Genomic DNA, 24,018 nt, shown 5'->3' with positions numbered 1-24,018 from the left:
CTGCTATAAGTCAAAAGTCTTGTCCAGCCCCCGGGGGGCCACATCCCGCTGCTGTTCCAGCAGCAGGGCCAGGGCCTCGGAGCCCCCGCTCTCCCTCGCCAGGGCGCAGGCGGCGGACAGGGCCTCCCGGTCCGGCTCCGCCGTCCTCAGCAGAAACGCCAGCCCCGGCATGTCCCGCTCTCCCACCAGCCAGACTGCCGCCTCTCCGGCGTGGGCCCGGAGGTAGGACAGGTACTGCCCCTCCGCCCGGGGCGTCAGCTCCACCGGGTAGCGCAGCCGCCAGAAGGCCAGCCGCACCGCGCAGTCCTCATCGTGCTCCATGCCCAGAAAACCGCTCCACAGCTCGTCATACGTCCGCAGGTCCAGCCGCTTCCGGCGGAAGGAGTGGTGATAGGGATATCCGGCGCCGAAGATGTTGTAATCAAAGTGATGGGCCGGGCAGTTCTCCTCATAGACCTCCCGGTACTCCGGAAAGAGCAAACGGAACACGGTGCCGTCCGTCTCCTCCACGGTGACGTCCAGCTCCCAGGGCAGTTCGTCGGCAAACCAGGCCAGGGTGTCCCCCTGCTCCCCCACCCGGGTCAGATGGAAGGCTGCCAGCCGTCGGCAGTTCATCAGCACCCCGCCGCCCCACTGACCGATGCCGTCGTGAAGCCGCAGGGTCCGCAGGCCGCCGCAGTTCATCAGGGCGTAATCCCCCACCCGCTCCAGGGACCGGGGCAGGGTCAGGTCCTCCAGGTCCCGGTTGCTCCAGGTCCCCGGGTCCGTCCCGGTGCCGCAGGTCACCAGCAGGTCCTCCCCCTCCGCGGAAGCGGCGGTGGGCGAGAGGGCGTGGTCCCCCAGGGCCGTCACCGGCAGGCCGTATAACGTCTCCGGCAGGCGGGCCCGGGCGTCGCAGGTGGCCGCCCGCAGGATGGTGATCCCCGCCGCCTCCCGGCGGATGGTTAGCTTCCAGTTTCCGCTGCCGGGGATGGTCTCCACGGCGCTCACCTCCTTTTCTCCGGACAAGCCGTCAGTCTCAGCTTTAGTAGTGTATCACATTTTCTGTTGAGAGCCTAGCCCCAAGGACCACAAAAATTTTTGCGGGATCCAGCATTTCCCTCTTGACAATCCGTGCATACTGTATATACTGTAAATGTACAGTACGAACAGGAGTGACTTCCATGGAACTCATCATCCGCAATACCACCAACCAACCCATCTACGATCAGATCTACTCCCAGATCAAAGCCCAGATCATTGCCGGGAAGCTCTCCCCCGGAGAGGCGCTGCCCTCCATCCGGGCCCTGGCCAAGGACCTGCGGATCTCCGTCATCACCACCAAGCGGGCCTACGACGAGCTGGAGGCCGACGGCTTCCTCTACACCGTGGCCGGCAAGGGCTGCTTTGTGGCGGAAAAGAATCTGGACCTGATCCGGGAGCAGAAGCTGAAGGAGCTGGAGGACCACCTGGACGCCGCCGTGGAGCTGGCCGCCCAGTGCGGCGTCTCGGCACCGGAGCTGATGGAAATGCTCCGCATCCTGCTGAAAGAGGAGGAACCTCACGTATGAACGCCATTGAATTGAGCCATGTGACGAAACACTTTCCCGGCTTTACCTTACAGGACCTGTCCCTCACCGTGCCCAGCGGCACCATCTGCGGCCTGGTGGGAGAGAATGGCGCCGGCAAGTCCACCACCATCCGCCTGCTGATGGGGGCCCTGCGGCCGGACAGCGGCACCTGCACCGTCCTGGGGGCGGATTCCGCCTCGCCGGAGTTTCTCTCCCTGAAAGAGGACATCGGCGTGGTGCTGGACGAGGCCTATTTCCCAGAGAGCCTGAATGCCCTTCAGGTGGGAGGCGTCATGGCCAAGACCTACCGCCGTTGGGACGGAAAGCAGTACCAGAATTACCTCACCCGCTTCGGCCTGCCGGAGAAAAAGCCCTTCAAGGACTTCTCCCGTGGCATGAAGATGAAGCTGGCCATCGCCGTGGCCCTGAGCCACAGCCCCAGGCTGCTGGTGCTGGACGAGGCCACTGCCGGCCTGGACCCCATCGTCCGGGACGAGGTGCTGGAGATCTTCAACGAGTTCACCCGGGAGGAGGACCACTCCATCCTGATCTCCTCCCACATTTTGAGCGACCTGGAAAAGCTGTGCGACTATATCGCCTTCCTCCACCAGGGGCGGCTGCTGTTCTGCGACGAGAAGGATCGGCTGCTGGAGGAGTATGGCATCTTCGTGGGCACGGCAGATCAAGTGAACAGCCTTCAGGACGGGGCCGTGGTAGCCCGGGAGAACAGCAGCTTCGGCGGCGTCCGGTGCTTGGTGAAGCGGGCGCTGGTGCCTGCGGGCTGGGCGCTGGAGCGGCCCACGGTGGAGGATATCGTCCTGTTTTTGGTGAAAGGAGCGAAGGAGCAATGAGTGCCCTGCTTTTGAAAGACTACTACGTGATCTTCCGGCAGATGAAGATCTTCCTGCTGTTAATTCTGGTGTTCTCCTGCATCCCCGGCACGTTTTACAGCACCTTTGCCGTGGTGTATGCCTCTATGCTGCCCTACACCGCCCTGGCCTATGACGAGCGGAGCCGCTGGGACCAGATGGCTGCCATGATGCCGTATTCCGCCCGGGACGTGGTGCTGAGCAAGTATCTCTTCGGCTGGATCGCCGTGGCCGCCTCGGCTGCGGCCACCTTTGTCCTTCAGACCATCCTGTCGGTCATCTGGCTCAGCGATGTGGAGGGTCCCTCCATCCCCGTCATCCTGCTGTCCGTGTGCGTGGCCGTGTGCATCCTGGACATCACCCTGCCCATGATGTTCCGGTTCGGCGTAGAAAAGGGGCGGCTGGCGATGTTCCTCATCATCTTTCTGGTGTGCGCCAGCGCCGGAGGCATCGCCACCATTGAGCAGTCCTCCCTGGACGGCGGCTTCTATCTGTCCCTCTCCCTGGTTCCCGCCGCCATCGCCGCCGTGGTGCTGACCGTGATGTCCATCCCTCTCGCCATCCGGTTTTACGGCCGCCGGAGCCGGTGAGCGGTATGGAGGATACACCGAAAACGCTCCGCCCGGCGCCGGCCCCGGCGGACCTGGCCGCGTTGCTGGCCCTGTGCGGGGCGGCCCTCCTGAATCGAAAGGAGCCGAAATGAAGAATTCGCACACCTGTCCCAAGTGCGGCAGCAGAGACATCGTCCGAATCCCCGACCACCCCAGCCGCTACGCCAGCGGCAGCAACATTTACACCACCCGGTACACCCTGCTGGGCAAGGTCCCGGTGATCCGCTACGTCTGCTGCGGCTGCGGGTATGTGGAGAATTGGGTGGACTCCCCCATGGAGCTGGTCCAGATCCACCAGACCTACGGGGCTCCATGACTCTTCCAAAGGCCGGGCGCGAAGTTTCCGCGCCCGGCCTTTGCCGAAATCCACAGAAAACCGGTTGGAATCGCCCTGCGGATTCTGCCGGTTTTGCCATCTGACGGCCGTTGACATTTTCCCAAGCCGGTGCTACACTGAAACAGTATTTTTTGGAAACGCTTTGGGCAGCGGTTTGCGGCGGATGCCGCAACGCGACAACCGAACAGACACACCGCGGACCGCGGCCGAACGTCCCGAAAGAGACTGGGACTTTCAGCCGCAAAATCGGTCCGGCGGTGTTTTTTGTTATGCTTTTGCATAACAAAAAACGAAAATGCGCCATTTCCCCGCCCCTTTGGGGCAACCGGAAATGATGCGCAAAAACTTCATGCGCAGCGGCATTTGCCTGTATTCGTGGTGCACTGTACCGCGCATGAAGTTTGTTTTTTGTTTGTCGGCCCGGGGCGTACAATTCGGTTTCCTGCTAAAACTGTTTGCGTGGAAAGGCAAGGTGAGCGGCATGTCAACGAAATTCGTATTCGTTACCGGCGGCGTGGTCTCCGGCTTGGGCAAGGGGATCTGCGCGGCCTCCCTGGGGCGGCTTCTGAAGCAGCGGGGCGTCCGGGTGCGGAACCAGAAGTTCGACCCCTATATCAATGTGGACCCGGGGACTATGAGTCCCTATCAGCACGGCGAGGTGTTCGTCACCGAGGACGGAGCCGAGACGGACCTGGACCTGGGCCACTACGAGCGGTTCGTGGACGAGGACCTCACCGGCAACAGCTCCGTGTCCTCCGGCAAGATCTACTGGTCCGTGCTGAACCGGGAGCGCCGGGGCGACTACCTGGGCGCCACGGTGCAGATCATCCCCCACATCACCGACGAGATCAAGCGCCGCATCTACGCCATGGCGGAAGAGGACGTGGACGTGGTCATCACGGAGATCGGCGGCACCGTGGGCGACATTGAGTCCCAGCCCTTCCTGGAGGCTATCCGGCAGGTGGCGGCGGAGCGGCCCCAGGGGGATGTGGTGTTCATCCACGTGCCCCTCATCGTCCAGATCCCCGGCAGCGGCGAGCTGAAGAGCAAGCCCACCCAGCACTCCGTGAAGGAGCTTTTGTCCCTGGGCATCCAGCCGGATATTCTGGTATGCCGGTGCGACGTGCCCATCACAGAGGACATCCGCCGGAAGATTGCCCTGTTCTGCAATGTCCAGCCGGACTGCGTCATCCAGAACGCCACGGCGGAGACGCTGTATGAGGTGCCCCTGCTGATGGCCAAGGAGGGTCTGGACGAGGTGGTGTGCCGGAAGCTGGGCCTCATCACTCACCAGCCGGATCTGCGGGAGTGGAGCGCCATGGTGAAGCGGGAGAAGAACGCCCGCAAGCGGGTGTCCATCGCCCTGGTGGGCAAGTACACCCAGCTCCACGACGCCTACCTCTCCGTGGTGGAGTCCCTGAACCATGCGGGCACCGCCAACGACGCGGTAGTAGACATCCGGTGGGTGGACTCTGAGACCCTGACGGAGGCCAGTGCGGCGGAGCGGCTGGCGGGCTGCAGCGGCATCCTGGTGCCCGGCGGCTTCGGCGACCGGGGCATCGAGGGCATGATCGCGGCCGTGCGGTACGCCCGGGAACACTGCATTCCCTACTTCGGCATCTGCCTGGGGATGCAGATGGCGGTGATCGAGTTCGCCCGCCACGTGCTGGGCTGGGCAGACGCCAGCTCCTCCGAATTTTCCTCCACCGCCCACCCGGTCATCGACCTGATGCCGGACCAGGTGAATGTCACCGCCAAGGGCGGCACCATGCGGCTGGGCCGCTACCCCTGCGTGCTGGCGGAGGGCTCCCGCAGCCGGGAGCTGTATGGCGCGGCAGAGATCTCCGAGCGCCACCGCCACCGCTACGAGTTCAACAACGATTTCCGGGCGGAGATGCAGGTGGGCGGTATGCGGCTGGCGGGCCTGTCCCCAGACGGCCGCCTGGTAGAAATCATCGAGCTGTCGGACCACCCCTGGTTCGTGGGTGCCCAGTTTCACCCGGAGTTCAAGAGCCGTCCCGACCGGCCGCATCCGCTGTTCTACGGATTTGTAAAGGCCTCTGTGGAGAAAATAGAGGCCCAGGAGGTAACACGATGAATCATTTTGCTAAAATCGCCGCCCAGCTGGAATCCCGTGACCTGGACGGTATGCTGCTGACCCATGAGGCCAACCGTTTTTACGCCTCCGGCTTCCACTCCGCCGGAACCGACGGCATGGCCCTGGTCACCCGGGAGAAGTTCTATTACTTCACCGACTCCCGGTACACAGAGGCCGCCCGGCGGCATGTGCAGGATGCGGAGGTCCAGGAGGCAGGCCACGGCCGGGGCTATTCCGCCCTGCTGATGGAGGCCGTCCAGCGCCACAGCATCCAGCGCCTGGGGTTTGAGGACGCCTATATGACCGTCCGGGAGCACGACGCCTATGCCCGGGCTCTGCCCTGTGAGCTGGTGCCCGCGGCGGACCTGCTGGCAGAACTGCGGGCGGTAAAGGACCCGGAGGAGCTGGAGATCATGATTGCCGCCCAGCGGATTGCGGAGAAGGCCCTGACGGATATCCTGAACGAGATCCGGCCCGGCGTCACGGAGAAGGAGATCGCCGCCCGGCTCCAGTATCTCATGCTCCACTACGGGGCGGAGGACAAGTCCTTCGATCCCATCGTGGTGTCCGGCCCCAACGGAAGCCTGCCCCACGGGGTACCCTCGGAAAAGGTCATCCAGGCCGGGGAGTTCGTCACCATGGACTTCGGCTGCATCTATCACGGCTACTGCTCCGACATGACCCGTACCGTGGCGGTGGGATCCGTGACGGATGAGATGCGCCAGGTCTACGACACGGTGCTGCAGGCCCAACTGGCGGGTATCGCAGCCGCCCGGGCCGGGGCCACTGGAAAGGCCGTGGACGGCGCCGCCCGGGACATCATCCGGCAGGCGGGCTACGGTCCCTGTTTCGGCCACAGCTTCGGCCACGGCGTGGGAGTGGAGATCCACGAGGGGCCCAACGCCACTCCCTCCAACGACAAGCCCCTGCCCGCCGGGGCGGTGATCTCTGCCGAGCCGGGCATCTACCTGCCCGGGAAGCTGGGTGTGCGGATTGAGGACGTGCTGTACCTCACACCAGAGGGCTGTCAAAACCTCACTCTGGCCCCCAAGGAGCTGGTCATTCTCTGACCCCGATTCAATCCCACGCAAGGAGGAAAAATCCCATGGCAAGCTATATCGGCGCGTCCGCCGAGCAGGAGGACGCCGACCCCATTCTCATGGCCTTTGCCGCTGAGGCGGCCAAGGGCGACCCCGCCAGTCCGGAGGCCCGGGAGCTGGTGCTCCGCTGGCAGGCCCATCTGGTGAAGTTCAGCCGCAGCTGCGACGAGGAGAAGCTCCGCCGCCTGGCGGACCTGTACAGCTGGGACAACCGCTTTGCAGAGGTTCTGGACAGCTACGGCCCCGGCACGGCCCACTTCATGGGCGAGGCCATCGAGGCCTATTTGGAAACCCTGTGAACGCCGTCGCGCACCGGCGCAAAACCGCCTCCGCCCCCGCTGGCGGAGGCAGTTTTTGCCCTTCCGGCCCCCGGTTTTCCGGCCTGCGGGCTGTTGACAAACCTGCACCGGAGACGCATAATAAAGCTATCAACACGCCAAAAATTGGATGCCCCGCATCCACTTGAGAGGGAGTATTCATGGACACCATCTATATCACCGGACACCGGAACCCGGACACGGACTCCATCGTCTCCGCCATGGCCTACGCGGCGCTGAAGAACGCCCTTGGCCAGCGGCAGTACGAGGCCGCCCGCCTGGGCCAGATCAGTGACGAGACCCAGACCGTGCTGGATCGCTTCGGCTTCCAGCCCCCCAAGCTGCTGAACAACGTGCGTACCCAGGTCCGGGACCTGGATTACGACACGCCCGCCACCCTGTCCGCCGCTGCCACCATCAGCCGGGCCTGGCGGACCATGCAGAAGGACAAGATCTCCGCCATCCCCGTGGCCAATGAGGACGGGACCCTGTTCGGAATGCTCTCCGCCGGGGATGTGGCCAACTATGACATGTCCTCCGTCCGCAACCCTAAGGTGGGCGAGATCCCGGTGTACAACCTGCTGTCCGTGCTGGAGGGCAAAATTCTCAACCAGGGCGGCGAGATGCGGGACGTGATCTCCGGTGAGGTCACTATCGCCCTGCCCGCCAGCCGGGAGAACCTGGTGTTCTCCGACCCGGGCAGCATCGTGGTCTGCGGCGACCAGCCGGACATGATCCGCCGTGCGCTGGAGATCGGCGTCAGCTGCATCATCGTCTGTCAGGCGGAGGTGGACCCGGAGCTGCTGGCCATGCAGACGGACACCTGCATCATCTCCACCGCCTATGACGCCTACCGGGCAGTGCGGCTCATCTACCATGCCATGCCCATCAGCAGCATCTGCAAGAACAAGGATCTGGTGTGCTTCCACCTGGACGACTATATCGACGACGTGCAGAACACCGTGCTGGAAAGCCGCTTCCGGGCCTATCCCATTTTGGATGAGGAGGAGCGGGTGGTGGGCACCCTGTCCCGCTACCATCTGCTGCGGCCCCGCCGCAAGCAGGTGATCCTGATGGACCACAACGAGAAGGCCCAGTCCGTACCGGGCCTGGACCAGGCGGAGATTCTGGAGATCATCGACCACCACCGGCTGGCGGACATCCAGACCAAGAATCCCATCACTGTCCGGAACGAGCCCGTGGGCAGCACCACCACCATCGTGGCGGGGATGTATCAGGACAAGGGCCTGATGCCCACCGCCAAGATGGCGGGATTGATGGCCGCGGCCATCGTCTCCGATACGGTCATGTTCAAGTCTCCCACCTGCACCCAGCGGGACATCGACGTGGCCAACCGCATGGCCCGGATCGCCAACATCTCCCTCCAGGCGCTGGGACAGGTGATCTTCTCCGCCTCCGGCGGCGGTGCGAAGTCTGCAGAGGAGATCTTCCGCACAGACTACAAGGAGTTCCACATCGCAGGCCACAACCTGGCGGTGAGCCAGGTCACCTGCATGGACTCCGACCAGCTGCTCCAGCGCAAGGGAGAGTTTTTGCAGCTCATGAGCTCCCTGCAGAAGAAGCAGGGCTTCGACATGGTAATCCTGATGATTACCGATGTACTGCTGGAGGGCACCCAGCTGCTGTTCGTGGGCGACAGGGACAGCATCCGCCAGGCCTTCAATGTGGAGGATGCGGAGGACGTGGTGTTCCTGCCCAAGGTCATGTCCCGGAAAAAGCAGGTCATTCCCATGCTCTCCGCCCTGTGGGGCTGAGGAGCGCGTGGCCCCGCCGCCCGGCGCTTTCTGCTGAGGAAGCTGCCGGGCGGCTCTGTTTTTTGGGAAATCTCCTGCCTCTGAAACATTTTCCAGAGATTTTGTATAAATTCACCATTGACTTTGCCTGTTTAAAGCAGTATGGTGTAAAAGTACAAAGGCCGGTCGGCAGAAGGGAGCTCTTCCATGGTTTTGTTTGCAGCAGCGTTCCGCACTGTGGCGGGGTTCTCTCGATTTTATGGCTGCCAGGTCCGCTATGCGGGCCGATATTGTCATAGGCAGAGCAGCCAGTGAAGGTCCGGCGGCCGGTGGATCTCACCCCGTATGGAAGGCGGCTCTGCTCTTCGGACAGAGCCGCTTTTTGTAATTTCCCCGCGATCAATCTTGAAAAGGAGATCTCTGCGATGAAAAAGAAGTTTCTTGCCCTTGCGCTGACCGCCGTCATGGCTCTGAGCCTGGCTGCCTGCGGCGGCGACACCCAGTCCACAGATACCGATGCCGATACCAGCGGCGACGAGTCCGCCTCCGGCAGCCAGACCTACACCGTGGGTATTATCCAGCAGGTCCAGCACGAGGCCCTGGACGCCGCCACCCAGGGCTTCCAGGACGCCCTGACGGAACTGCTGGGCGACAGTGTCACCATCGACCCCCAGAACGCCTCCGGCGATACCGCCAACTGCACCACCATTGCCAACAACTTTGTCTCCCAGGGCGTGGACCTGATCATGGCCAACGGCACCACCGCTCTCCAGGCCGCTGCCACCGGCACCAGCACCATTCCCATTCTGGGCACCTCCATCACCGAGTACGGCGTGGCTCTGGGCATTGACGGCTTTACCGGCACCACTGGCTACAACGTCTCCGGCACCTCCGATCTGGCGCCCCTGGACCAGCAGGCTGAGATGCTGCACACCTGGTTCCCCGACGCCCAGACTGTGGGCCTGCTGTACTGCTCCGCCGAGCCCAACAGCCAGTATCAGGTGGACACCGTCCAAGGCTACCTGGAGGATCTGGGCTATACCTGCACCCAATACTCCTTCTCCGACTCCAACGACCTGTCCGCTGTGGCCTCCTCAGCCTGCACGGCCAGCGATGTCCTGTACGTTCCCACCGACAACACCGCTGCCAACAACGCCGAACTGATCGGCAACATCTCCCTGGACACCGGCACTCCCATCATCGCCGGTGAGGAGGGCATCTGCAAGGGCTGCGGCGTGGCCACGCTGACCATCAGCTACTATGACATCGGCTACAAAACCGGTGAGATGGCCTATGATATCCTGGTGAACGGCGCCGATCCCGCCACCATGCCCATCGAGTACGCCCCCCAGTTCACCCCCAAGTACAACCCCACCATGTGCGAGGCTCTGGGCCTGACCCCGCCCGACGGCTATGAGGCCATCGCCGAATAAGGACGAATGGACGGAGAACCGATAAAGAGCCGGCGGATGTTTTCAAATTCTTGTCTGCAAAACTTCCGCCTTCACCGGCGGGGAGCCCTCTCCGGGGCTCTCCGCCGCCCGGTCTCCGTCCTATGGGCGGCGTCTGCGGTATGCTCCGCAGGGCGTCCGTCCACCCTTCCGTCCCGTCATCCAAATCTTATCAACACACTTTCAGCGGAAAAGGGGCTTCCCCTTTCCGCTGAACTTTGCTAGAATAGAGCAGCAAATTGCCTCCGGAAACAGCCGGGGGATTTTGGAGGGATTTCACTTGAACATCATGCATCTGGTCAACGCCCTGCCGGGTGTTGCCGCCCAGGGACTGATCTGGGGCATCATGGCCATCGGCGTCTACATCACGTTCCGGATCCTGGACGTGGCCGACCTGACGGTGGACGGCACCATGGCTACCGGCGGCGCCGCCTTCATCATGCTGACCATGGCGGGGGCGCCGGTGCCGCTGGCGATGCTGGGGGCGTTTCTGGCGGGTGTGCTGGCAGGACTGGTCACCGGCCTGTTCCACACCGCCTGCGGCATTCCGGCAATCCTCGCCGGTATCCTCACCCAGCTGGCCCTGTACTCCGTCAACCTGCGGATCATGGGACAGGCCAACCGGCCCGTCAGCTCCCGACAGTATGACCTGCTGGTGGACCAGCAGAGCGTCCGCTCCCTGAGCCTGGACAACCCCATCCTGGTGGTAGCCATTTTTGTGGCGGCGGTCATTGCCCTGCTGTACTGGTTCTTCGGCACGGAGCTGGGTGCCTCCCTGCGGGCTACTGGTTCCAACCCCAATATGTCCCGGGCCCAGGGCATCAACACCAACTTCACCAAGGTGCTGGGCCTGATGCTGTCCAACGGACTGGTGGCCCTGTCCTCCGCCCTGCTGGCCCAGTACCAGGGTTTCGCGGACGTGAACATGGGCCGGGGCGCCATCGTCATCGGCCTTGCCGCCGTCATCATCGGCGAGGTGATCTTCGGCAAAGTGTTCCGCAACTTTGCGCTGAAGATGCTGGCTGTGGCCATCGGCGCCATTTTGTACTACCTGGTGTACCAGGTGGTCATCTGGCTGGGCCTGAACACCGATGACATGAAGCTCATCACCGCCCTGATCGTGGCGGCCTTCCTGGCCATCCCCTACTGGAAGGGGAAATACGCCCACGTCAAGGTGCCCGCCGGGAGCGCCAATGCCGGAGCAAAAACAGGAGGGGATCAGGATGCTTGAGATCAAGGAGATCTGGAAGACGTTCAACGCCGGGACGGTCAATGAAAAGCAGGCCCTCCGGGGCGTCAGCCTGACGCTGAAGGACGGTGACTTCTGCACGGTCATCGGCGGCAATGGCGCCGGCAAGTCCACCATGCTCAATGCGGTGGCCGGCACCTTTTCTGTGGACAGCGGCGCCATCGTCATCGACGGGGTGGACGTGACCCGCCTGCCGGAGCACAAGCGGGCCAAATTCATCGGTCGGGTGTTTCAGGACCCTATGATGGGCACCGCCCCCACCATGCAGATCGAGGAAAATCTGGCGCTGGCGGCCCGCCGGGGCCAGCCCCGCGGCCTGGGCTGGGGCATCACCAAGACGGAGCGGGCGGACTACCGGGAGCTGCTGCGGGACCTGGGGCTGGGTCTGGAGGACCGTCTGACCAGCAAGGTGGGGCTCCTCTCCGGCGGCCAGCGCCAGGCGCTGACGCTTCTGATGGCCTCTTTGAAGCGGCCCAAGCTTTTGCTGCTGGACGAGCACACTGCCGCCCTGGACCCCAAGACCGCCGCCAAGGTTCTGGCTCTCTCCGACCGGATCGTGGAGGAAAACGGCCTCACCACCATGATGGTCACTCACAACATGAAGGACGCCATCGTCCACGGCAACCGGCTCATCATGATGTACGACGGCCGTATTGTCATCGACGTGTCCGGCGAGGAGAAGAAGAAGCTCACCGTTCCCGACCTGCTGGCCCTGTTCAGCAAAGTCAGCGGCTCTGACGAAGCCGACGACAAGCTGCTGCTTTCCTGAGCCGCGGAAAACCCGATTCAAACTGCATGTTACTCCCCGGCAGGGCCATCCTGCCGGGGTAGTTCTTGCCCCGGATTTTATCTCTTTAAAGCAACAAAAAAGATTTGTGCAAAATCACGGTTGACATTTCCGCCGCCGCTTCGTATAATGCAAAGCAATCAAGCAAAACCGATGAGCAAGAGGAGTACCTGGTCAGGTCACCTTTCAGAGAGCCGTGGATGGTGGGATCACGGCAGAGAACTTTCCAGCGAATGGACTTGCGAGGGCAGCGCAAACGGCAAAATGCTCAGTAGCGTCTGACGGGGCCCGCACCCGTTATCCGGGCGGCGCGTATGAATGTACGTGGAACGAGCGGGCGCTTTGCGTCAACTTGGGTGGTACCGCAGGATGGTTTCAAGTCTTGTCCCAAATATGGGGCAGGGCTTTTTTTGATTCCCCTGATCGGTCCGGGAAAGGAGTATGGAGATATGAAACACAATACCAGACGATGGCGCGGCCTGTGCTGCAATATCAATTCCCTGAACGGACCCCTTTCAAATATTCTGTATCAAAGATTGGAGAATCTATTATGATGAATCTGCTGAAGAAGCTGGCCGCCTGCGGCCTGTCCCTGACCATGATCCTGTCCCTGGCCGCCTGCGGCGGCACCGATGACACCTCCTCCGGCGAAAGCGGCGGTGAGCCCGTCAAGTATCTGATCGGCATCAGCCAGTACGGCCAGCACGGCTCCCTGGACAACTGCCGGGAGGGTTTCCTCCAGGGCCTGGAGCAGGCCGGTCTGGTGGAGGGCACGGACTTTGAGGTGGACTACCAGAACGCCAACTTCGACGACAACCAGGCTACCCAAATCGGCCAGATGTTTTCCGCCGAGGACGCGGACCTGATGGTGGGCATCGCCACCAACTCCGCCATCGCCTGCTTCAATGCCGCGGAGGACAAGGACATCCCCGTGATCTTCACCGCCATCACCGACCCGGTGGGCGCCCACCTGGACGCGGGCAACATCACCGGCACTTCCGATGCCCTGCCGGTGGAGGGCCAGCTCCAGCTGATCCGGGCCCTGCAGCCGGATGCCGACACCATCGGCATCGTCTACACCACCAGCGAGGCCAACTCCGTCTACTCCATCAGCGTCTATGAGGAGCTGGCAACGGACTACGGCTTCACCATTGACGCGGTGGGCGTCACCTCCCAGGCAGAGGTCACCCAGGCGGTGGATACCTTGCTGTCCCATGGGGTGGACTGCCTGTCCAACCTGACGGACAACAATGTGGTGGGCGTGCTGGGCGCCATTCTGGAGAAGACGGACGAGGCGGGTATCCCTGTCTACGGTTCCGAGGTGGAGCAGGTAAAGCTGGGCTGCGTGGGCGGCGCGGGCCTGGACTACATCCAGCTGGGCATCCAGACCGGCCTGATGGCCGCCAAAGTCCTCACCGGCGAGGCCGCCTGTGAAGACCTGCCCTACGAGACCATCGAAAACTATGGCCTGTATATCAACTCCGACGCGGCGGCCGAGCTGGGCATCACCATTCCCGACGACATCGCCCAGGAGGCCCAGGAGTGCGCGGAATAACATCTGTAACATCCATTACCAAGGAGAACTCTTCATGAAGCTTGTCACCTATCGTCTCAGCGGCGCCGAGTATGTGGGCGCCCTCACCGCCGATGGAAAGGGCGTGCTGCCCCTCCCCGCCGCCGATATGAACACCTTGATCGAAACCATGACCCCTGCCGACCTCCGTTCTGCCGCCGCGGCGGCAGAGCGGGGCGGTGCGGTCCCGCTGTCAGATGTGGAGCTGCTGGCTCCCATCCCCCGCCCCCGGCAGGATGTGGTCTGCCTGGGCATGAACTACCGGGACCACGCGGAGGAATCCGCCCGGTACAGCGCCGATGCCTTCACCAAGAGCAGTACAGCGGCGGTCTACTTCTCCAAGCGGGTCAGCGAGGCCGGGAAGCCCGACGGCGTCATCCCCCGTCACGCGGGCCTTACGGACCGGCTGGACTATGAGGCGGAGCTGGCGGTGGTGCTGGGCAAAGCCGCCCGGGACGTGAAAGCCGCCGATGCGGCAGACTACATCTTCGGCTACACCGTCCTTAACGACGTATCCGCCCGGGACCTGCAGACGGGCCATAAGCAGTGGTATTTCGGCAAGAGTCTGGACGGCTTCACGCCCATGGGCCCCGTGCTGGTCACCGCCGACGAGATCGCCTATCCCCCGGCGCTGGAGATCACCAGCCGGGTCAACGGTGAGCTGCGGCAGAAGTCCAATACCGCTCTGCTGATTACCTCCATCGGGCAGATCCTGGAGGAGCTGACCGGGGGAATGACGCTGCTGCCGGGCACCATCATCGCCACCGGCACCCCGGCGGGAGTGGGCATGGGCTTCGATCCGCCCAGATTCCTCCAGTCCGGCGACACGGTGGAATGCGCCATCGAGGGCATCGGCACCCTCTGCAGCACCGTGATCTGATCTTTTCACAAGGAGGCTTCTCATCTCATGGATGTGATGGAACTGCTGACCAGCACTCTGATCCAGGGGCTGATCTACGCCCTGATCTCCTACGGCGTGTATATCACCTATTCCATTCTGGACTTCCCGGATCTGGGGGTGGATGGCACGTTTCCCCTGGGGGCCGCTGTCACGGCGGTGCTGATGACCAAGGGCGTCGATCCCTGGCTGACCCTGCCCGCCTCCCTGATAGTGGGCGGTCTGGCGGGACTTTTCACCGGTCTGGTCCACGTGAAGCTGAAGGTGCGGAACCTGCTGGCGGGCATCATCACCATGACCGCCCTGTTCTCTGTGAACCTGCAGATCGCCGGGTCCAACCTGACCATCGACCGGGGTACGGACACCATCTTCACCTCTGCCCCGGTGATGGCCCTGTTTGGGGATCTCTCCCTCTCCGGGCGGAAGCTGATTGTGTCCCTGGCGCTGGTCATCGTCATCAAGCTGCTGCTGGACGCCTATTTCCACACGAAGTCCGGCCTGCTGCTGCGGGCTGTGGGCGACAACGCCACCCTGGTGACCACCCTGGCCAAGGACCGAGGCACAGTAAAGATCCTGGGGCTGGTGATCTCCAACGCCCTGGTGGCCTTCGGCGGCTGCATCGTCTGCCACGAAACCCGCAGCTTCTCCGCCACCATGGGTACCGGCCAGCTGGTGTACGGCCTGGCGGCGGTGATTATCGGTGTGTCCATCATACACTTCTACACCGGCACCCGGCTGGCCCGGGGACTGCGGAAGTCCGGGCCCCTCCGCTTCCTGGGTTCCCCCCAGGGCACCACGGCGGTAGTGCTGGGCAGTGTGCTCTACAAGCTGTGCATCCAGGTAGCCATGAGCCTGGGACTGCCCACCAATATGATGAAGCTGATTACGGCTGCACTGTTCCTGCTGGTGCTGGTGCTGTCCGGCCGGAAGGGGGAGGCGATCATCCATGCTTGAAGTACGGGACATCACGAAGATCTACAACCCCGGCACCCTGACGGAGCAGCGGCTGTTCGAGCACTTCTCCCTGACAGTGGAGGAGGGCCAGTTCGTGGCCATCGTGGGCAGCAATGGCAGCGGCAAGACCTCCCTGCTGAACATCATCTGCGGCTCTATCCCCATCGAGGGCGGTGACGTGTTGGTGGGCGGCCGGAGCATCTCCAAGCTGAAGGACTACCAGCGGTACGCCACCATGGGCCGGGTCTACCAGGACCCCGCCGCCGGCACCTGCCCCAACCTCACCATGCTGGAAAATCTGTCCCTGGCGGATAACAAGGGCGGGTCCTACGGCCTGGGCCGGGGCGTCAATAAAAAGCGTATCGACTTCTATCGCCAGCAGCTGGCCTCCCTGGGCCTGGGACTGGAGGATAAGCTGGATGTGCGGATGGGGGCTCTCTCCGGCGGCCAGCGGCAGGCGGTGGCGCTGCTGATGGCCACCATGACGCCCCTGAAATTCCTGATTCTGGACGAGCACACGGCGGCCCTGGACCCCAAGACCGCTGAGGTCATCATGGCCCTGACGGACAGAGTCATCCGTGAAAAGCATTTGACGGCCATGATGGTCACCCATAACCTCCGCTACGCGGTGGAGTATGGAGACCGGATCCTGATGATGAACCGGGGCCGGGTGGTGCTGGACCGGGCCGGAGCGGAAAAGCGGGCCACCTCTATGGACGATATCCTGACCATGTTCAATCAGATCTCTCTGGAGACCGGGAATTGAGGAAAAAAAAGCGGGCATCCTTTGGATGCCCGCCTTTTTACTCCTTTTCCAGCTCATAGCCCATGGCCGTCAGCTCCCGTCGGATCTGCTCCACATGGGCGGCGTCCCGGGTCTCCAGCACCATGGAGACCATGCAGGCTCCCACGTCGGAATGCTGATCCTCCCGGGCATGGTTGATGCTGAGGATGTTGGCGCCGCTGTCCGCCACCACCTTCAAAAGCTGCAGCAGGCTGCCGGGCTTATCCGCCACCTTCGTGCTGATCTCTGCGATCCGCCCAGCCTTGGACAGGCCCTTGGTGATGATCCGGGACAGCGTGGTCACGTCCACATTGCCGCCGGAGACCACGCACACGGTTTTCTTCTCCGACGTGTCCACCTTGCCGAACATCACCGCCGCCACCGGCACGGCGCCGGCGCCCTCCGCCACGGTCTTCTGCCCCTCCATCAGCGCCAGGATGGCGGAGGCGATCTCGTCCTCGCTGACAGTGACCACCTCATCCACATACTGCTGGCACAGGGCAAAGGTCAGATCACCCGGCTTCTTCACCGCGATGCCGTCCGCAATGGTGGACACGCTCCGCAGCTCCGTGGGGCCCCCGGCGTGGCGGGACAGGTACATGGACGCCGCGCCCGCCGCCTGAACGCCCACGATCCGGCAGTCCGGCTTCAGCTGCTTCACCGCAAAGGCGATGCCGCCGATGAGGCCGCCGCCCCCGATGGGCACCACGATCTGCTCCACGTCCGGCAGCTGCTCCAGGATCTCCAGGCCGATGGTGCCCTGGCCGGCGATCACCAGCGGGTCGTTGAAAGGGTGGGCGAAGGTGTAGCCCTGCTCCTTTGTCAGCCGCTCCGCCTCCGCCGCCGCGTCGTCATAGACGCCAGGCACCAGCACCACCTCTGCGCCGTAGCCACGGGTGGCCTCCACCTTGCTGATGGGCGCCCCGGCGGGCATGCAGATCACCGCCTTGATCCCCAGCCGGGATGCGGACAGGGCAATGCCCTGGGCGTGGTTCCCCGCAGAGCAGGCGATGACGCCCCGGGCCGCCTCCTCCGGCGTCAGGCTGCGGATCTTGTTGTAGGCGCCCCGGAGCTTGAAGGCCCCGGTCAGCTGCAGGTTTTCCGCCTTGATGTACACGTTCTCCCCAAATTTCGGGGCCCTGTCCAGCGGTGTCCGCCGGGCGATGCCCCGCAGGGCCTCCTGGGCCTCCCGGACCATATCCAAAGTCAGCATGGACTCCCCTCCCACGTCTTTCTTATGCTTCATTATATCGGCGTGCCCGGCAGAATACAATGCACAACTCCTCCAATGTTTTTCATTCAATGACATCGTTTTTGCAGTTTGTCTTTATAAAAAGGACATCCATATTCTCTCCACGGGCAGCAAGGCGTTCCTCCGCCTGCTGCGGCACGGAAAGTTTTCAATTCATCTCTATACAAATCTTCCGAAAATTGCTATAATGAATCAAATTTTGTCGAAGGAGGAGTGTCCGTGAAACCGCACCGGAAAGCGGCCCCCGCGGAGGCCGCGGCCGCTGGCCGCCAGGAGATGCCCCGCTGTGCCCCCAAGGCGGACAGCGGCCTCTCCTCCGCCCAGGCTCAGGCCCTGGCGGAGGCCGGCTGGGACAACCGCCCGGTGGAGTCTCCCACCAAAAGCGATAAGCAGATCATCCGGGAGAATATCTTCACCTACTTCAACCTGATTTTCGTGGTTCTGGCGGTGTGCCTGCTGCTGGTAGGGGACTGGAAGGACATGACCTTCCTCCTCATCGTGGCAGCCAATGCCGTCATCGGCATCGTCCAGCAGCTGCGCTCCAAACGCACCATTGAGAAGCTGTCCCTCCTCTCCGCCGCGAAGGTGCGGATCATTCGGGACGGAAAGGTCCGGGAGCTGCCGGTGGACCAGCTGGTGCGGGAGGACGTGGTAGAGCTCACCGCCGGCTGCCAGATCCCTGCGGACGGACCGGTCCTCACCGGGCAGGTGCAGGTGAACGAGGCCCTCATCACCGGCGAGGCGGACGCCGTCACCAAGGAGCCTGGGGACCAGCTGCTGTCCGGCAGCTTCGTCATCTCCGGCAAGTGCCGGGCCCGGATGGACCAGGTGGGAGCAGACTCCTACGCCTCCAAGCTGACGCTGGCGGCCAAGAAAGATGACGGCCCCGGCAAAAGCGAGATGATGCGCTCCCTGGACAGCCTGATCCGCTTCATCGGCATCGTGTTGATCCCCATCGGCGCAGCGTTGTTCTACAACCAGTTCGTCAATCAGGATCTGGGCCTGCGGCAGTCCGTGGTCAGCACGGTGGCGGCCCTGATCGGCATGATCCCGGAGGGGCTGTTCCTCCTGACCAGTGTTGCCCTGGCGGTCAGCGTGGTGCGGCTGGCCCAGAATCGGACGCTGATCCACGAGATGAACGCCATCGAGACCCTGGCCCGGGTGGACGTGCTGTGCGTGGACAAGACCGGCACCGTCACCAGTCCTCAAATGCAAGTGCGGGAGGTGGTGCCCCTGGACCCGGAGTCCTGTTCCGACACGGACATCACCGACATTCTGGGTGCCTTTTACCGGGTGCTGGATCCGGATAACGACACGGCGAAGGCCATCGCGGACAAGTTTCCCCGGGGGCCCGGCTGGCCGGACCGGGGAGCCGTGCCCTTCACCTCCGCCACCAAGTGGAGCGCTGTGAATTTCCTGGACCGGGGGGCTTATGTGGTGGGCGCACCGGAGTATATCCTGGGGCAGGACTTCGCCGCCCTGGAAAAGCGTACTGCCCCCTACGCCGCCCAGGGCTGCCGGGTACTGCAGCAGGCCCAGTGCGACGGGGCGGAGATCGGGCGCCTCCACTGCGTGGTGAACCCCCTGGCCCTGCTGGTGCTGGAGAATCCCATCCGCCCCAACGCTCCCAAAGTCTTCGATTACTTCCACACCCAGGGCGTGGATGTGAAGGTCATCTCCGGCGACAACCCGGTGACCGTCTCCGCTGTGGCGGCCCAGGCAGGCATCCGGAACGCAGAGCAGTGGGTGGACGCCCGGGAGCTCCAGACGGATCAAGACATCGCCGCGGCCGTGCGGGAGTACACTGTGTTTGGCCGAGTGGTCCCCAACCAGAAGCGGAAGATCGTCCGGGCCCTCCAGAGCCAGGGCCACACGGTGGCCATGACCGGCGACGGCGTGAATGACGTGCTGGCATTGAAGGACGCCGACTGCGGCGTGGCCATGGCCTCCGGCGCGGATGCCGCCTGCCAGGTGGCCCAGCTGGTGCTGCTGGACAGTGACTTTGCCGCCATGCCCAAGGTGGTGGCGGAGGGCCGCCGGGTCATCAACAATATCCAGCGGGCCTCGGCATTGTACCTGGTGAAGAACATTCTGTCCTTCTTTCTGGCCCTCATCACCCTGTTCGCCGCCTTCCCCTATCCCTTTGTTCCCATCCAGCTGACGCTGATCTCCGCCCTGACCATCGGCGTGCCCTCCTTCTTCCTGGCGCTGGAGCCCAACCACGACCTGGTGAAGGGCAAGTTCCTCCACAATGTGCTGCGGCGGGCTTTTCCCGGCGGTCTCACAGCCATCTTCGTCATCCTCTTTGCGGAGCTGTTCGTCTACACCTTCGACCTGACGCTGGCAGAGCTCTCCACCATCTGCGTGATCCTGATGGCGGTAAACGGTCTCATGGTGATCTACTACGCTGCCCGACCCCTGGATGCCAAGCGGCTGGTGCTGCTGGTGGCCATGAGTGCGGCCATGTTCGTGGCGGTGGTGTTCTATGGGGCGTTCTTCTCTCTCTCCTCCCTGTCCTTTGCAGCCTGGCTGGTGCTGATCGTGCTGGTGCTGCTGGTGGTGCCCATCCAGATGGGCCTGGAGTGGTGCTTTGACCGCTGCACCACGGCCCTGGACCGCCGCCGGGAGCGGCTGGCAAAGCGCCGCCGCGCTCCCCGCAGACCCCGGCCGGCGCACCGCTCCCGGCGCCGTCGGTGATCTTTCCCACGCCAAATAGAGCGGACCGCGGAAAACCACGGTCCGCTTTCTTCATTGGGTCAGCAGGCGGAGCATCTCCTCCGCCGGGTCCACCAGCGGCAGCCCTGTCCGGGCCGCCAGGGCCTCCTTAAAATAGGGGAAGTGCGTGCAGCCCAGCACCAGCGCCTCCATCCCGCCGTCGGCAAACCACGCTGCCAGCGCCGCCAGACGGTGGCGTTCCACCAGCTCCTCCGGCGGCATCCCCGCCTCCACGGCCAGCACCACCGGCAGCGCACAGGCCCCCAGCAGATCCAGGGCGGGATTGGCCTCCAGCAATACCTTCTCGATGCCGGAGAGTCCCTGGGCGTTGGCGGCGATGACCCCCAGCGCCCGGTAGCGGGGCGCCAGCCGCCGGTACACGTCCAGCGGCGTCACGATCCGCATCCCCGTCTCCTCCGCAAGCCCCGGGAAATCCACTGCCGCAGACAGGGAGTTGCAGTAGACGAAAGCCCGCCGACAGCCCTGGGCCATGGCGCCCCTCAGCACCGCCAGGGCCTGGCGGCGCTTGTCCGCTGCCGGGGCGTGCTGAAAGGCCGTCTGCTCCCTGGGTCCCCGGGAGAGGGGAAACGGCACGCCCGGCAGCCCCCGTTCCTCCAGGTATGCCACGCCCATCCGGGTGTCCACCGGTGTGCCGGCCAATACAGCAATGGGTCCGTTCATGGCGATCCTCCTCTCCTCATCCCAGCTTCCGCGGAAAGTTGCCGAATACCCGGACGCCCTCCTGCACAGTCAAAAATGCGTGGGGGTCCACAGAGTGCACCATGTGGAGCAGCTCCTCGATCTCATATTTGGAGAGGCACACGCACAACACACGGACATCGTCCTTGGTGTAGGCGCCCACGCCGTCCCAGTAGGTCACGCTCCGCCCTAGCTGTTTGATAATGAAGTCCGCCAGGACGCTCTCGTCCTCCCGCGTGAAAATCAGGGCCTGAACGGTGACATTCTGCTGGTGCATCCTGTCCAGGATCATGGAGTTTGCGAAGTTGTAAATCACGGAGTAAATGGCGACCTCCGGGTCAAACAGGATCAGGATGGCCGTATAAAGCAGGGCATTGAAGCCCAGCGCAAATTTACCCACCGTAAAAGCGCTGTCCCGCTTGCTCATGATGAGTCCCAGCACGTCCAGCCCGCCGCCGCTGCCGCCGCAGGTGAGGACGATTCCGCTGCCGATCCCGGTGAGGATGCCGCCCAGCAGGCAGGCCGTCAGATAGTCATCCACAATGGGCTGCGTGGGAATGGGAATGATGCTGTAAAAAACAGAGTAGGATACCGTACAGATGATGGTCCGCACCGCCAGTCCCCTGCCCAGGTTCCGATACCCGATCATGAGCAGCGGGATGTTCAGCAGAAAATAGAGGACGCCTGCGATGTCGTAGGCCCCGAAGCTCACGCCCAGGAAGTCCTGCAGCAGCGTTCGCACCAGTTGGCAGAAGCCCAGCAGGCCGCCGGTGTACAGGCTCAGGGGGACAATGAAGAGATTCAGCGCCGCGGCCGCGATCAGCTCGCCCAGCACGGCGAGCACCAGCCGCAGGATTCGGTTGTGCAGGGTAGTGTACAGCATGGGTAAAACCTCCCTTGGGAGTGCAGCTCCCTTCTGCGGATATCCATGGTCCCTCTTTGATACCGATTATACGGTGTATCCCGCAAAACCTCAAGAGGGAAAATTACAGGGCGTACCGCAGGCAGCGGTACAGCCGCTGTTTAGCCCGCTTCACCGTGCGGGAGACGGTGGAGCGGTTCACCCCCAGCTTTTGAGCAATCTGGGACATTTTCAGTCCCCGGTCGTAATAGAGGAACACCATCTCCCGCTGCCGGGGCGTCAGCTCCTGCTCCCGGGCCCGGCGCAGGCCGCGCCGCAGCCGCTCCAGCTGCTCACTGTTATCCTCCGCATGGTCCCGCAGCCAGACGGTCATGTCCCCGATCCACTCGCTGCTGCGGGCGTCAAAGCGTGTATCTCTCATGTCTGTGATAGCTCCTGTCGTAATAATGGGCCGTCAGCGCCGCCAGCTCCCGGGTCTCCTGCAGCAGCGGCGTCAGCTCTGTGATCCGCCGCCGCAGAAGGCGGCGGTCCTCCTCGTCCTTCAGCTCCCGCGCCGCCTGCCGCAGCTCGCCGATCCGCCGCCGCAGGGCGGCCGCGCTCTCCGCGTAGAGGGCGGACATCTCCAGCAGCGTCATGGCGCCGCCTCCCTTCCCCGCACCTGGCGGAAGGGAGCCAGCTCCGCCCGGGCGAACACCGGGAGGCAGGCCCCACATACGCTGCTGCCGTTGCAGTACCAGTAGTCCTCTCCCTCTGTGATCTCCAGCCCGCAGAGCGAGCAGCGCAGCGTCCGCCGTCGGCGGGTATGTTCCTTTGTTTCCAAATGCGATGCTCCTTTCCTGTATACAGATCCCGGCAAGTCTCATGTGCCCCGCCGGCAAAATGAAAAAAACGGGTGGAAAAGCAAAAATTTTCTGTTGACAAACAGGCGCTTATCTGGTAAGATAAATTCTGCTGTTGGAACTGCTGGTGTAGCTCAGCTGGTAGAGCAGCTGATTTGTAATCAGCAGGTCGGGGGTTCGAATCCGTCCACCAGCTCCAGTTTTAATATGGGGGAATTCCAGAGCGGTCAAATGGGGCAGACTGTAAATCTGTTGCCTTCGGCTTCGGTGGTTCGAATCCACCTTCCCCCACCAAAAAGGTGCCTGCAATCGCGGGCGCTTTTTTCATTTTGATAAACAAGATACTTGTAAATTTTTATTTATTTTACAAGTATCTTGTTTACAGCTATACAGTAACACAAGTTTTTTTGAAAGTCAAGTATAATTTTACAAGTTTCTTGTAAAATTGGATTGACAGCTTCCTTGAAATCCGATAGGATACTGTCAAGAACATCGGAAAGGATGGGATCCATGGCATTTGGAGACCGGATCAAAGCCCGTCGGGAGGAGCTGGCTCTCTCCCGCCCCCAGCTGGCGGATCGGCTGGGCGTCACACCGTCCACTGTCAGCAACTACGAGACCGGTGTCAGCTTCCCTAAGGAGGAGATGATGCTCCGGCTGTTCGACTGTCTGGAGACGGACCCCAACACCTTGTTTCAGGACAGCTTTCGCCGCGGCGCGGACGTCCTGACTCAGCGGGAGCGGCAGCTGCTGGAGCAGTATCGCTCCCTCTCTCCCCTGGGGCGGGAGAGCGTCCAGACGATGGTGGAGGCGCTGCGGGCCTGTCAGCAGGAATCCGCAGCCCCGGAGCAGGAGCCCCGGGTCATTCCCCTGTACCGGACCCCTGCGGCGGCCGGTTATGCGGCGCCGGTGTTCGGCGAGGATTTCGACTACCTCCAGGTCACAGACGGCGTGCCTCAGGCCGCAGAGTTTGCCGTGCGTATCCAGGGGGACTCCATGGTCCCCTACATCCCGGACGGCTCCGTGGTCTATGTGAATCGCGATCCCCTGAAGGCCGGGGACGTGGGGATCTTCTGCGTGGACGGGGATATCTTCTGCAAGCAGTATTACAAGGATCCCGCCGGAACGGTGTATCTTTTCTCCCTAAACCGGGCGCGGGCCGATGCGGACGTGGTACTCACCGCCGGCAGCGGCCGGACGCTCGCCTGCTTCGGCCGGGTGATCCTCCACGCGCTGCCGCTGCCGGGGCGGACGTAACAGAGAGCCGGGGGGCGGCCCCGCGGGGGCCCCCGCGCGGGGTTGGGAGGGGTACAAACATA

24 protein-coding genes, 2 tRNA genes and 1 other annotated feature are annotated in these 24,018 nt (G+C 63.0%); of the genes, 19 read left to right on the top strand and 7 right to left on the bottom strand.

Going from position 1 to position 24,018, the window contains the following annotated elements; all coding sequences use genetic code 11:
- Positions 1-3: 3 nt before the first annotated feature.
- On the bottom strand, positions 4-981 hold the full coding sequence (locus QVE23_RS03135) for a hypothetical protein (protein WP_287966883.1): 978 nt from the start codon (positions 979-981) through the stop codon (positions 4-6).
- Positions 982-1,163: 182 nt separating this feature from the next.
- Between QVE23_RS03135 and QVE23_RS03130 the strand changes: the two genes are divergently transcribed.
- From QVE23_RS03130 to QVE23_RS03060, 15 genes are all read left to right on the top strand, one after another.
- Positions 1,164-1,550, top strand: coding sequence for a GntR family transcriptional regulator (locus QVE23_RS03130; RefSeq protein WP_021748176.1), 387 nt, complete (start codon positions 1,164-1,166; stop codon positions 1,548-1,550).
- Positions 1,547-2,401 carry an ABC transporter ATP-binding protein gene (locus QVE23_RS03125; RefSeq protein ID WP_119311612.1) on the top strand — a complete coding sequence of 285 codons (855 nt, stop codon included), beginning with the start codon at positions 1,547-1,549 and terminating at the stop codon, positions 2,399-2,401. Before QVE23_RS03130 ends, QVE23_RS03125 begins: the two co-directional genes overlap by 4 nt.
- Complete coding sequence (locus tag QVE23_RS03120) at positions 2,398-3,009, top strand: ABC-2 transporter permease (protein WP_287967561.1); 612 nt, start codon at positions 2,398-2,400, stop codon at positions 3,007-3,009. Before QVE23_RS03125 ends, QVE23_RS03120 begins: the two co-directional genes overlap by 4 nt.
- Before the next feature lie 109 nt (positions 3,010-3,118).
- Positions 3,119-3,346, top strand: coding sequence for a zinc ribbon domain-containing protein (locus QVE23_RS03115; protein ID WP_119311614.1), 228 nt, complete (start codon positions 3,119-3,121; stop codon positions 3,344-3,346).
- Between the two features lie 502 nt (positions 3,347-3,848).
- On the top strand, positions 3,849-5,465 hold the full coding sequence (gene pyrG / locus QVE23_RS03110) for a CTP synthase (protein ID WP_287967560.1): 1,617 nt from the start codon (positions 3,849-3,851) through the stop codon (positions 5,463-5,465).
- Entirely contained in the window at positions 5,462-6,535 is a 1,074-nt protein-coding gene (locus tag QVE23_RS03105) for a M24 family metallopeptidase (RefSeq protein ID WP_287967559.1), read from the top strand. The genes pyrG and QVE23_RS03105 overlap by 4 nt, the downstream gene beginning before the upstream one ends.
- A 35-nt stretch (positions 6,536-6,570) precedes the next feature.
- Positions 6,571-6,864 carry a TipAS antibiotic-recognition domain-containing protein gene (locus tag QVE23_RS03100; RefSeq protein ID WP_021748182.1) on the top strand — a complete coding sequence of 98 codons (294 nt, stop codon included), beginning with the start codon at positions 6,571-6,573 and terminating at the stop codon, positions 6,862-6,864.
- Positions 6,865-7,043: 179 nt separating this feature from the next.
- Positions 7,044-8,657, top strand: a complete 1,614-nt coding sequence (locus QVE23_RS03095; protein ID WP_021748184.1) for a putative manganese-dependent inorganic diphosphatase — start codon at positions 7,044-7,046, stop codon at positions 8,655-8,657.
- Between the two features lie 404 nt (positions 8,658-9,061).
- On the top strand, positions 9,062-10,069 hold the full coding sequence (locus tag QVE23_RS03090) for an ABC transporter substrate-binding protein (protein ID WP_021748186.1): 1,008 nt from the start codon (positions 9,062-9,064) through the stop codon (positions 10,067-10,069).
- A gap of 307 nt (positions 10,070-10,376) precedes the next feature.
- A complete protein-coding gene (locus QVE23_RS03085; RefSeq protein ID WP_021748188.1) occupies positions 10,377-11,318 on the top strand; it encodes an ABC transporter permease in 942 nt (313 codons plus the stop codon).
- Complete coding sequence (locus tag QVE23_RS03080) at positions 11,311-12,105, top strand: ABC transporter ATP-binding protein (RefSeq protein ID WP_119311617.1); 795 nt, start codon at positions 11,311-11,313, stop codon at positions 12,103-12,105. The genes QVE23_RS03085 and QVE23_RS03080 overlap by 8 nt, the downstream gene beginning before the upstream one ends.
- 162 nt (positions 12,106-12,267) lie before the next feature.
- Positions 12,268-12,516: a binding site (T-box leader), on the top strand.
- Positions 12,517-12,673: 157 nt separating this feature from the next.
- A complete protein-coding gene (locus QVE23_RS03075) occupies positions 12,674-13,678 on the top strand; it encodes an ABC transporter substrate-binding protein (RefSeq protein ID WP_021748191.1) in 1,005 nt (334 codons plus the stop codon).
- Between the two features lie 34 nt (positions 13,679-13,712).
- Complete coding sequence (locus QVE23_RS03070; RefSeq protein ID WP_021748192.1) at positions 13,713-14,576, top strand: fumarylacetoacetate hydrolase family protein; 864 nt, start codon at positions 13,713-13,715, stop codon at positions 14,574-14,576.
- 27 nt (positions 14,577-14,603) lie between these two features.
- Positions 14,604-15,548, top strand: a complete 945-nt coding sequence (locus QVE23_RS03065) for an ABC transporter permease (protein ID WP_021748193.1) — start codon at positions 14,604-14,606, stop codon at positions 15,546-15,548.
- Positions 15,541-16,314, top strand: a complete 774-nt coding sequence (locus QVE23_RS03060; RefSeq protein WP_021748194.1) for an ABC transporter ATP-binding protein — start codon at positions 15,541-15,543, stop codon at positions 16,312-16,314. The genes QVE23_RS03065 and QVE23_RS03060 overlap by 8 nt, the downstream gene beginning before the upstream one ends.
- Before the next feature lie 37 nt (positions 16,315-16,351).
- Here the strand turns inward: QVE23_RS03060 and ilvA are convergent, their stop codons facing one another.
- On the bottom strand, positions 16,352-17,545 hold the full coding sequence (ilvA, locus tag QVE23_RS03055) for a threonine ammonia-lyase (protein WP_036629692.1): 1,194 nt from the start codon (positions 17,543-17,545) through the stop codon (positions 16,352-16,354).
- A 258-nt stretch (positions 17,546-17,803) separates the two neighbouring features.
- Here ilvA and QVE23_RS03050 point away from each other — a divergent pair, with 258 nt between their 5' ends.
- Positions 17,804-20,281: a cation-translocating P-type ATPase gene (locus tag QVE23_RS03050; RefSeq protein WP_287967558.1), complete on the top strand. Its 2,478-nt coding sequence runs from the start codon at positions 17,804-17,806 to the stop codon at positions 20,279-20,281.
- A gap of 51 nt (positions 20,282-20,332) precedes the next feature.
- Here the strand turns inward: QVE23_RS03050 and QVE23_RS03045 are convergent, their stop codons facing one another.
- The 5 genes from QVE23_RS03045 to QVE23_RS03025 all read right to left on the bottom strand — a co-directional run bounded on the left by QVE23_RS03045 (position 20,333) and on the right by QVE23_RS03025 (position 22,680).
- A complete protein-coding gene (locus QVE23_RS03045) occupies positions 20,333-20,980 on the bottom strand; it encodes an aspartate/glutamate racemase family protein (RefSeq protein WP_021751544.1) in 648 nt (215 codons plus the stop codon).
- A 16-nt stretch (positions 20,981-20,996) separates the two neighbouring features.
- On the bottom strand, positions 20,997-21,881 hold the full coding sequence (locus QVE23_RS03040) for a YitT family protein (RefSeq protein ID WP_021751543.1): 885 nt from the start codon (positions 21,879-21,881) through the stop codon (positions 20,997-20,999).
- A gap of 103 nt (positions 21,882-21,984) precedes the next feature.
- Positions 21,985-22,281 (bottom strand): sigma-70 family RNA polymerase sigma factor, encoded by a 297-nt coding sequence (locus QVE23_RS03035; RefSeq protein WP_021751542.1) that lies wholly within the window; start codon positions 22,279-22,281, stop codon positions 21,985-21,987.
- The gene (locus QVE23_RS03030) at positions 22,262-22,495 is read right to left on the bottom strand and encodes a hypothetical protein (protein WP_036631428.1); all 234 of its coding nucleotides are present in this window, start codon (positions 22,493-22,495) and stop codon (positions 22,262-22,264) included. The genes QVE23_RS03035 and QVE23_RS03030 overlap by 20 nt, the downstream gene beginning before the upstream one ends.
- Positions 22,492-22,680 (bottom strand): hypothetical protein, encoded by a 189-nt coding sequence (locus QVE23_RS03025; protein WP_025544094.1) that lies wholly within the window; start codon positions 22,678-22,680, stop codon positions 22,492-22,494. The genes QVE23_RS03030 and QVE23_RS03025 overlap by 4 nt, the downstream gene beginning before the upstream one ends.
- A 142-nt stretch (positions 22,681-22,822) precedes the next feature.
- Here QVE23_RS03025 and QVE23_RS03020 point away from each other — a divergent pair.
- The 3 genes from QVE23_RS03020 (at position 22,823) to QVE23_RS03010 (ending at position 23,956) form a co-directional block, all read left to right on the top strand.
- Positions 22,823-22,898 (top strand) — tRNA-Thr (locus QVE23_RS03020).
- 10 nt (positions 22,899-22,908) lie between these two features.
- A tRNA-Tyr gene (locus QVE23_RS03015) sits at positions 22,909-22,993 on the top strand.
- A 216-nt stretch (positions 22,994-23,209) separates the two neighbouring features.
- The gene (locus QVE23_RS03010; RefSeq protein WP_287826847.1) at positions 23,210-23,956 is read left to right on the top strand and encodes an XRE family transcriptional regulator; all 747 of its coding nucleotides are present in this window, start codon (positions 23,210-23,212) and stop codon (positions 23,954-23,956) included.
- Positions 23,957-24,018: the final 62 nt, after the last annotated feature.

This window comes from Oscillibacter sp. KLE 1728 (assembly GCF_934833455.1).
In the GTDB taxonomy this organism is placed as follows: domain Bacteria; phylum Bacillota; class Clostridia; order Oscillospirales; family Oscillospiraceae; genus Oscillibacter; species Oscillibacter welbionis.
The sequence above is the reverse complement of the archived record's forward strand: the minus strand, read 5'-3'. Positions and strand labels throughout refer to the sequence as shown.